The sequence below is a fragment of the Prevotella conceptionensis 9403948 genome (genome assembly GCF_000312305.1).
In the GTDB taxonomy this organism is placed as follows: domain Bacteria; phylum Bacteroidota; class Bacteroidia; order Bacteroidales; family Bacteroidaceae; genus Prevotella; species Prevotella conceptionensis.
The window spans coordinates 180,442-190,351 of sequence record NZ_HE999448.1; the positions used below are offsets into that span (position 1 = coordinate 180,442).

Annotated in this window: 6 protein-coding genes; 4 read left to right on the forward strand and 2 right to left on the reverse strand. The window is 49.3% G+C overall.

The features are described from left to right. Window positions 1-907: glycosyltransferase (locus BN93_RS10110; RefSeq protein ID WP_052311371.1), on the reverse strand; the 907-nt coding region annotated here is incomplete at its 3' end. Between the two features lie 898 nt (window positions 908-1,805). On the opposite strand from BN93_RS10110, the gene BN93_RS10115 reads away from it, so the two are divergent. Next, window positions 1,806-2,924: a PCMD domain-containing protein gene (locus BN93_RS10115; RefSeq protein ID WP_019188217.1), complete on the forward strand. Its 1,119-nt coding sequence runs from the start codon at window positions 1,806-1,808 to the stop codon at window positions 2,922-2,924. A 6-nt stretch (window positions 2,925-2,930) separates the two neighbouring features. Continuing rightward, on the forward strand, window positions 2,931-3,719 hold the full coding sequence (locus tag BN93_RS10120) for a porin family protein (RefSeq protein ID WP_044260408.1): 789 nt from the start codon (window positions 2,931-2,933) through the stop codon (window positions 3,717-3,719). 876 nt (window positions 3,720-4,595) lie between these two features. Here BN93_RS10120 and BN93_RS17640 read toward each other — a convergent pair. After that, window positions 4,596-4,868, reverse strand: coding sequence for a hypothetical protein (locus BN93_RS17640; protein ID WP_139145526.1), 273 nt, complete (start codon window positions 4,866-4,868; stop codon window positions 4,596-4,598). Window positions 4,869-5,418: 550 nt separating this feature from the next. On the opposite strand from BN93_RS17640, the gene BN93_RS10125 reads away from it, so the two are divergent. Then, window positions 5,419-8,736: a SusC/RagA family TonB-linked outer membrane protein gene (locus tag BN93_RS10125; RefSeq protein ID WP_019188220.1), complete on the forward strand. Its 3,318-nt coding sequence runs from the start codon at window positions 5,419-5,421 to the stop codon at window positions 8,734-8,736. Window positions 8,737-8,757: 21 nt separating this feature from the next. Continuing rightward, window positions 8,758-9,910: RagB/SusD family nutrient uptake outer membrane protein (locus BN93_RS10130; RefSeq protein WP_019188221.1), on the forward strand; the 1,153-nt coding region annotated here is incomplete at its 3' end.

The window sequence follows — 9,910 nt, forward strand, 5'->3', positions numbered from 1 at the left end:
AGTCGATGGGGATGGTGGGGAAAGGCAATTCGGCCACGGCTTGGTTGGCTTTTCCGCCGAGAACCACTAGCGCGGTGTTGTCTTTCATGTCGGGATATTGCGCTGCCAGCAGCCTACAAGCCTCAACGAGATAGGCCAAGCCCTTGTTGACGTTGGTGGCTCGCTGTGCGGCAAAGAGAATCAAGCGTTTGTTTGTGGGCAGGTTCATGCGTTCGGCCGACTCTACTTTGCTTTTTGGGGTAAACACATGCGTGTCTATGGGATTGGGAATGGCAAACACATGATGCCCACGCAGCAGCTGACTTTGGCGCGCTTGGTCGGCCAACCAACGGCTGCATGCCACGAAGTGAATGTCGCTTTTCTCGTAGATGCGCTTTTTCTTGTTCCAAACCTTGGCCGAAAGGTCGTTGTCGCCACCTCCGCCAGGCAGGTATTTGCATCGCCTACATTGTTGCTTAAAGTTGTTGCAGCCAAGGGTTAGGTGGCAAATGGCCGTTGCGGGCCAAATGTCGTGCATGGTCCAAACCACGGGTTTGCCGCTGTTCACGATTTTTCGGATGCAGCTGAGCGAGAGCATTCCTTGGTTAATCCACGAGAGGTGGATAACGTCGGCTTGCTTAAACTCGGGTAGCGAGGTGATGTCCGCCCCCGTATTGGCCACGTCTATGGCGAAAAGGTTGTGGCGATTGAAGTGAAGATGCCAAAAGATAGTCCACCTTTCCCAAAAGAAACGCCAGCGGTTGCGCACGCCCTTAGGCAATGCAACCACCACGGGATTGGTGGTTTGCTTGTCGCGCACCAGCATTCGTGCCTGCACGCCACAGTTGTTTAGGGCCGAAACAAGCCTTGCGGCGGCCACAGCTGCACCTCCTGTGCGCTCGCTTGTGTTAACAATCAGTATTCGCATCTATTATATATATAATGTGTAATTGGTGTTATGGGTGGGCCAATGGCGGCGCACCAGCTGTGCGTTGCGCATCGCTACGACACTGCAAACTTACAGAAAAATATTCAAACACCAAAGGTTAAGGCCGCCTTGTGTGGCATGCAGTTACTACGAAAATGTCCGTGTTGTAGCCCTAAAAACTGCGAATTACGGCCCTAAGCGGTACGAATGCGTAGCCAAAGCAGGGGTGACGGCTACAAAACGGTAGAAAAAACATCGTATTTCGAACACTAATTAGGCTGTGTTCGAACACACAATGTTGATTTATATCAAGAATAACGCGTTTTTATGGCGAAAGTATGTGCTAAGTATTGCGAGAATGTGAAAGTCGTTGTAACTTTGCATCGTCAAAAGGTTAATAGATTGTTTAGGTTAGTAATATTAGATTTAGGTTTTTAGTTATTAGATTAAGGTAGATTGTTAGATTGTTTAACGGATGACAATGGAAACCGTGAGGCTTTCATTTGTTTAGAAAGAATTTTTAGTTAAACATAGTGATACGCTGCATCTCGTTGAGAGAAGCAGCGTGTTTTCTTTATGTAGGTACGACAAAAAGGGTATTAGTAGACACTTATCCATACCTGTAACCAATTCTTCTAGCATTGTAGCATACACGGTCTGCGTCTTTGATTGCTAGCAAAGACAAGCCTCCCCCTCCTTCCTTTCACAATAAATTATGGTTCAATTTGTTGTTTACACCATTTCGAATATGGTGAATCATAACACATAATCCCACTGAAAATCACGGCTGTTTAAAATATTTGTCGTATTTTTGCAGTGCGTTTTGTCTTTTGGCAAGCGGCGTTGCGTGGAGCGATGCACTGCTCTACGCCGCGACACATTAATAAATTTAGTATGTATGAGATTTCTAAAACCATTTAAAGCCCTAGTCGCCGCACTCGCGTTAGCGACGATTTCTACGGCTTGCATACGCGAAGAAGCGCTGAACACCGAGGCAGACATCACTGCCTTTCACCTTGACGGCAATTTGCTGATACGCGAACCGGTGATAACTAACGACGAAGTGAAACTCTATATCAACGGATGGGAAGACCGCAGCAAACTAGCCCCACGCTTTGAACTTACCCCTGGGGCGACAATATCGCCTGCCAGTGGAACAGAAAGAGACTTTACTGCGCCGCAAACGTATGTAGTTACTTCGCAAGGCGGGCAGTGGAAGAAGACATACACCGTTACTTTCATCTCTAATGACGTGCCTACCGAATACCACTTCGAGGGCTTAGACTATTACGTTTATAAGAACGAGGGCACGGGCGAGGAATTTAAAAAGTTCGAAAAGCTCTACGAACAGCTTGCTGACGGTTCGAAAATTGAGTGGAACAGCGGAAATGCAGGTTTCATGATAACCAACGCCGACGCCTCGCCAAAGGATTATCCCACCATGCAAGACGACGAAGGGTACGTGGGGAAGTGTGCAAAGCTGGTAACAAGAAGCACCGGACCCATCGGTATTGGTTTCGGCGCGCCACTCGCAGCAGGCAATTTGTTTTTGGGCGATTTCCAAATCAACATCATAAACATGGCCAAATCCACCCATTTCGGCCTACCATATCGCCACAAGCCCATCGCCATATCAGGCTTTTACAAATACCAACCAGGAAAAGACTTTACCGACAAGACCAACACGGTATTGCCCAATGAACGCGACACCTTCGACATTTACGCCGTGATGTACGAAAGCACGAAAGACGTTCCTTACCTAGACGGAACCAATATCAAGACGCATCCCAACATTGTAATGATGGCACAGATAAAGGAACGCAAGGCAACAGACCGGTGGACACACTTCGCCATGACGTTCGAGACTGTTGGCGGGCGCACGCTCGACCCCGAAAAGCTACGCAACGGCAAGTACAACTTGGCCATCGTGATGTCTTCCAGTCAGGGCGGAGCCTTCTTCCGCGGTGCCGTTGGCAGCACATTGTGGGTAGACGAGATGCAATTGTTTCACGAATAAAGCTTAATGATGAGAAGAAAACATATCCTATTGGCTCTTGCGCTCGTGGCCTTTGCTCCTGCCACAGCTGTTTTTGCGCAAAACGAACGCAACGAAAGCCTAATACAATCCGAAAAAAACGGATGGGAATACGAAGTGCGCGCTGGCGTTAACATTGGCGGCGCAAGTCCGATGCCGTTGCCAAAAGAAATAAGGAGGATAAACAGTTATAGTCCTAAGTTTAACGGAAGTATTGCGGGCATGATGACCAAATGGTTAGATTGCAACAGGAACTTGGGCATAACCCTTGGCCTACGGTTGGAAGAGAAAGGCATGGAAACAGCCGCCACAGTGAAGAACTACGGCATGGAGATAATAGACGGCGGCCAACGCGTTTCGGGGTATTGGACGGGCGATGTGAACACCGTTTACAAGAGTTCGTTCGTTACGCTGCCCGTACTAGGGGCTTATAGGCTGGGCGACAGCTGGAAGTTACGCGCAGGCCTGTATGTATCGTACAGAATGGACGGCGAGTTTTCGGGTTTTGTGAGCGAAGGATACCTGCGCAGTGGGTCGCCCATAGGCGAGAAAGTTAGTTTCACCAACGGGCAAACGGCCGCCTACAACTTCTCTAACAACCTTCGCCGCTGGCTTTGGGGCTGGCAGATGGGCGGTTCGTGGCGCGCTTTCAAGCATTTCACGGTGAACGCCGACCTTACTTACGGCTTTAACAACATCTTTAATGCCGATTTCCACACCATCACCTTTGCCATGCACCCCATCTATATGAATGTGGGCTTCGGCTACATCTTTTGACGGGCGGGCAGGCTAAGCCCTAGCAGTAGACCGCTTTCCACAAATAAGACCGCTATGGTAAGTTTGCCATAGCGGTTTGTTTGTATGCCGCGTAAAGCGATGTTTATTCCGAACCAGCGTAAACTTGCTTGTACGTAGCCTTACAAAGGCACGAACTTAGACACTTGCCAACAAATAAACGCACAATGAAACTGCCTTTACTTTTAACTTCCCATTTAGGCAGTTTGTCTAATTTTTGGTAAGAAATTTAACATTCTGAGTGCCCTTTCTGCCCACCAACCGCTCGCCTGGCCACAAAAAATCGATTCTCGCGAGGGTTGGTTTTGATGCAAAAAGGGAGTAGCCTGTGCATGCAACAAAATGAATTTTTATTTAAAGCAACCGCCATTTGCACCAGTTACTGGGCTGTTTGTTGCTAAATGTAGTGCGTTTTGATGCTAAATGTAGTGCGTTTTGGTGCTAAATGCAAGGCGTTTTGGTGCTAAATGCAGTGCGTTTTGGTGCAAAATGCAAGGTGAAATGGTGCTAAATGCAGTACGAAATGGTGCAAAATGCAAAACGAAAAGCATAAATATACGCTGAAATTGTATAAACAAAACCTTTACGAACCACATTTTTAATGGCTCGAAGAGGTAAAATAACCATTAAAAAGGGGGTTTTTAGGGGTAAAAAGCAAGTTGTTGGGCATTAAAAATTATGAGTTGGCAACCAAACTAGAAAGGCAAAAAGGTGCAAAATGCAGGTTTTGTTCTTAAAAGTAGACATCTTGAAAGGCGTGGAAGGTTGAAGATAGTGCCTGAATACCTACTTTTTACCCCAAATTTTCGCTAGAATGGCACGAAAAATAGAGCGTTGTTGTAAAATAAAAATAATAATTTAAGTTTTTGAGTTTGTGGGTTGATGAGCTTGTGATTTTTGGGGTTGATGAGTTTTGAGTTTGTGGGTTGATGTTTTTTGAGTTCGTGGATTGATGTTTTTGAGTTTGTGGGTTGATGTTTTTTGAGTTCGTGGGTTGATTTTTTTGAGTTGATGGGTTGATGAGTTTTGAGTTTGTGGGTTGATGTTTTTGAGTTGATGGGTTGATGATATTTTGAGTTGATGGGTTGGCGCATTCGTGAGTTGTTGTGTCTTCGTGTGTTTATAATCCATTGAGCTGGTTAGTTCTGAACGTTGTATATGAAAGGAGAGTTTATCTAGAGTCGGTATAGCAAAGGCAACAAACCCTTCTGTTATAGGCGCATTAAACCCAAATGGGGGCATTAGGCCGCTTGGCAGATATTTTAAGTTGTTTGCATTGCTGCTTGTTTGTCTTTCGTACGCTTGTGGGGCATCTTGCCAATTTTGTTCTCTCGACGTTGCCTGCTACGCCTTCAAGAATAAGACAGGCAAGATGCCGACAAACAAACAAAATCTGCACAGGCCCCAATGGCTGGCTTGGGCTTAAATAGGCAGCCTGTTGGCCTATGTCACAGCACTATCTGCACACGTACCCGCTACCACAACATCTGCCACATCGTAAATTCTTATAAATTAGCGTTTTTTCTGTTCTGTAACACAAATAGTACTCCTTATCTGTAATATTTCTGCAAAAAAATGTATTTTCCACTTCGTTTTTCTTGCACTATATAAATATGTTTCATACTTTTGCGACTGATATGATACGTATTCATTAATGCTTAACTTAACATGAGGACCAAGTATGAAAAAAAAGCGACTTAGCGTTTTTTGGGCCTTCCTATTTTTGTTTATAGGAACAGTAGTGGCCCAAAGTAAACTCACGGGAACAGTTATCTCGGCAGAAAACGATGAACCCATCATCGGCGCCACCGTCAGCGTGCAAGGCAGTAACGTGCGAACCGTTACCAATGTTGACGGGGCATTCACCCTCAACGTCAACGAGGGAACCACAATCGTCGTGAGCTATGTGGGTATGGCCACACAAACGCTCAAAGCCAAAAACGGCATGACCGTGCGGATGAACCCCAACCAAACCCTGCAAGAGGTGGTTGTGACGGGTATGACCACCACAGACAAACGCCTGTTTACGGGCTCTACCACCAAAATCGATGCGGCCGATGCCAAGATTAACGGTATGGCCGACGTGAGCCGTTCGTTGGAAGGGCGCGCAGCGGGCGTCAGTGTGCAAAACGTAAGCGGAACATTCGGTACGGCGCCGAAGATACGCGTACGCGGAGCAACCTCCATCTACGGCGACAGCAAGCCCCTATGGGTGGTAGACGGGGTGATAATGGAAGACGTGGTGGATGTCAGTGCCGACCAACTCTCTTCTGGCGATGCCGAAACGCTCATCTCATCGGCCATCGCCGGACTTAACTCGGACGACATTGAGAGTTTCCAAATACTGAAAGACGGTTCGGCCACCTCCATCTACGGTGCGCGCGCCATGGCCGGCGTCATCGTCATTACTACAAAAAGAGGAAAGGCCGGACAGGCACACATCAACTACATGGGCGAATATACCATGCGCCTGATACCATCGTACAGACAACTTAACCTGATGAACTCGCAAGAGCAGATGGACGTGTACCAAGACATGGAGCAAAAGGGCTGGCTGAAATATGCCGAGACGGCCAACGCTTCCAACTCGGGCGTATATGGCAAGATGTACCAGATGCTGAGCGAATACAACCCTGTTACGGGACAGTTTGCATTGGCCAACACACCCGATGCCAAAGCTGCCTACCTGCGCAATGCCGAGTTCCGCAACACAGACTGGTTCAACGAGCTGTTCTCCAACACCGTGATGCACAACCACTCGGTAAGCATCTCGGCCGGAAGCGACAAGGCCCAATACTATGCCTCGCTAAGCGCCATGTTCGACCCGGGATGGACACGCCGAAGCAACGTTCAACGCTATACGGCCAATCTCAACGCCACCTTCAAGCTTAGCAAAAAATTACAACTGAACCTTATCAGCACGGGCAACTACCGCAAGCAGGAGGCCCCCGGAACATTAGCTGCCAGCACCAACGTGGTTACGGGCGAGGTGAGCCGCGACTTCGACATCAACCCCTACTCGTATGCCGTAAACACGTCGCGAACACTAGACCGCAACACCTTCTACACCAGCAACTACGCGCCCTTCAACATTCTCCATGAGTTGCAGAACAACTTTATGGACCTAAACGTAAACGACTTCCGCGCACAGGCCAAGCTTAGTTACAAGCCCATCACCAAGGTAGACATCAGCGTGCTGGGCGCAGTGAAATACGCAGGTACATCGCGCGAACACCACGTAACCGAATATTCCAACCAAGCCGAGGCTTACAGGGCGATGCAGACAACGGTTATAAGGCAAGCCAACTCTTACCTTTACCACGACCCCGACAACATCTTTGCGCTACCTTTTAGCGTGATGCCCTATGGCGGTATCATCACGCGCGCAGACAACCGCATGTTCGGCTGGGACTTCCGTGCATCGGTAAGCTACAACGACGTGTTCAACAAAGACCACATCCTGAACACCTACGCCGGCATGGAAACGAACTCTTACACTAGGCACAACACCTGGTTCAAGGGCTATGGCCTGCAATACGACTTGGGTGAAGAGGCCAACTGGGCTTACCAAAACTTCAAGAAAATGCAAGAAGGCGGCAACGACTATTATGGTCTGGGCAACACCAACACACGCAGTGCGGCTTTCTTCGGAAACGTAACCTACTCTTGGAAAGGCCGCTACACCATCAATGGCACCCTGCGCTATGAGGGCACAAACGGCTTGGGCCTGTCGCGCCAGTCGCGTTGGCTGCCCACATGGAACGTGTCGGGAGCGTGGAACGCCCACGAAGAAAGCTGGTTCGACCAAAAGTTGGGCAAGGTGTTGTCGCACCTCACGCTCAAAGCGTCGTACTCGCTCACAGCCGACCGTCCGCCCGTTACCAACGCCCTCGCCATCATCAAGGCCAATACGCCATGGCGATATAGAACCGGCAACACCGAAACAGGACTTGAAAGGACGAGCCCGGCCAACCCCGACCTCACCTATGAGAAGAAACATGAGCTTAACCTGGGGTTGGATGCAGGATTTCTGAACAACCGCATCAACATGTCGGTAGACTGGTATAAGCGCAACAACTACGATTTGGTTGGCCCCATCCCGACCGACGGCACCGACGGCTTTCTCGTAAAATACGGTAATGTGGCCGCAATGAAGAGTAACGGTGTGGAGCTGAGCCTCTCTACGACGAACCTGAAGACGAAAGACTTCAGTTGGAAAACCAACTTCATCTATTCGTATGTGCACAACGAAATTACCGACTTGAAAGCCCGTAGCCGTATGATAAACTTTATCAGCGGTGTGGGTTACGCCCGCAAGGGCTACCCTTCGCGTGCCTTGTTTTCCGTTCCGTTCATGGGATTGACGGGCGATGGCCTGCCAACGTTCCGAGATCAGGAGGGAAACATCAGCATTACCAACGTGAACTTCCAGGAGTCGGACCCGGAGAAACTGAAATTCTTGAAGTACGAAGGCCCCACGGACCCCACCAACACGGGTAGTCTTGGCAACGTGTTCACCTACAAGGGGTTCACCCTTAACGTCTTCGTCACCTATTCGTTTGGTAATGTTGTGCGCCTTTACCCCGCATTCAAGTCTAGGTATACAGATCTCTCGGCCATGCCCAAAGAGTTCCGCAACCGCTGGCGCACGCCTGGAGACGAGGCGTACACCGACATACCCACCATCGCCACCTTGCGTCAGGTTTACGACAATCCCAATCTGTACAGGGCATATAATGCCTACAACTATTCGGACGCACGCATCGCCAAGGGCGACTTTATCCGCATGAAGGAACTTTCGCTGAACTACGATTTCCCACAGAAACTGGTGGGGTACCTCGGTTTGCGAACGGCATCGGTTAAGGTACAAGGCACGAACCTCTTCCTAATTTATGCCGACAAGAAACTCAATGGACAAGATCCGGAGTTCTTCAATACAGGAGGTGTGGCCGTACCTATGGCCAAACAATTTACGCTTACGCTTAAGGTAGGACTCTAAACACTCGAAAGGAACACAACAATGAAAAAACAACATATCATCTGTTTGGCACTGGCCACAGGTACAATACTGTTGGGCTCTTGCAACGACTTTTTGAACGAGAACCCCGACAACCGCACGCAGATAGACACGCCCGAGAAGGTGAGGCAGGTTCTTGTTTCGGCATACCCTGAGAACTCGTATTTCGTGATGGCCGAGTACATGTCGGACAACGTGGACGAATATCAGAACCCCAGGACAGACGTCTCGCTAGACGAATACTACCGTTGGAAAGACGCCACCCAAACCACCAACGACTCGCCCGACAGGCTGTGGCGCACATATTACGCGTCTATCGCCAATGCCAACGAGGCACTGAAAGCCATCGACAAACTGGGCGGCCCGAAAACAGAGTTGCTCGCACTGTGCAAGGGAGAGGCCTTGCTCTGTCGCGCCTATGCCCACTTCATGCTCGCCAATATCTTTTGCATGAACTATGGAATGCCCAACAGCAACACGGACATGGGCATATACTATATGTACGACACCGACACGCGCATCGGACAAGTGAACCCGCGCGGAACGGTGGCCGAGGTTTACCAAAAGATAGCTAAGGATTTGGAAGAAGGCCTGCCCTTAGTGGGCGACGCGCACCTTAAAGTGCCCAAGTTCCACTTTAACAAGAAGGCGGCCTACGCTTTCGCCACACGCTTTTACCTCTTCCACGAAGAATGGGAGAAGGCAGTGAAATACGCCAACGAATGCCTGGGCAGCTCGCCCCAAACGTTGTTGAGAGACTGGCGAAGCTACCAAAGCATGACGCGCAACATCGAGGCCTACACCCTAAAGTACGTCAACACGGAGAACAAGTGTAACCTGCTTATGCAAAAAGCATATACAGAAGCGGGCCTGTTGTTCAACAACTACTCCAGAGGTAAGAAATACGCCCACGGCCCTTACCTAGACAACAACGAGACGATGTTGGCCAAAAACATTTGGGGAGAGGCCAATTACTGGGACAACGGGCCGTTCTTCTTCCGGGTCGGCGCCACAGAAACCTACGACATCACTTGGCGCATACCCTATCTTTTCCAATACACCGACCCCGTGGCGGGCACTGGTTACCAATCTTCGATTATGCCCATACTCACCACCGACGAGACGTTGCTCAACCGTGCAGAGGCCTACATCATGG

Excerpts from the sequence above, each read along its gene's own strand:
- BN93_RS10115 (WP_019188217.1), top strand. The coding sequence starts at position 1,806 with ATGAGATTTCTAAAACCATTTAAAGCCCTAGTCGCCGCACTCGCGTTA.
- BN93_RS10120 (WP_044260408.1), top strand. The coding sequence starts at position 2,931 with ATGATGAGAAGAAAACATATCCTATTGGCTCTTGCGCTCGTGGCCTTT.
- BN93_RS17640 (WP_139145526.1), bottom strand. The coding sequence starts at position 4,868 with ATGGATTATAAACACACGAAGACACAACAACTCACGAATGCGCCAACC.
- BN93_RS10125 (WP_019188220.1), top strand. The coding sequence starts at position 5,419 with ATGAAAAAAAAGCGACTTAGCGTTTTTTGGGCCTTCCTATTTTTGTTT.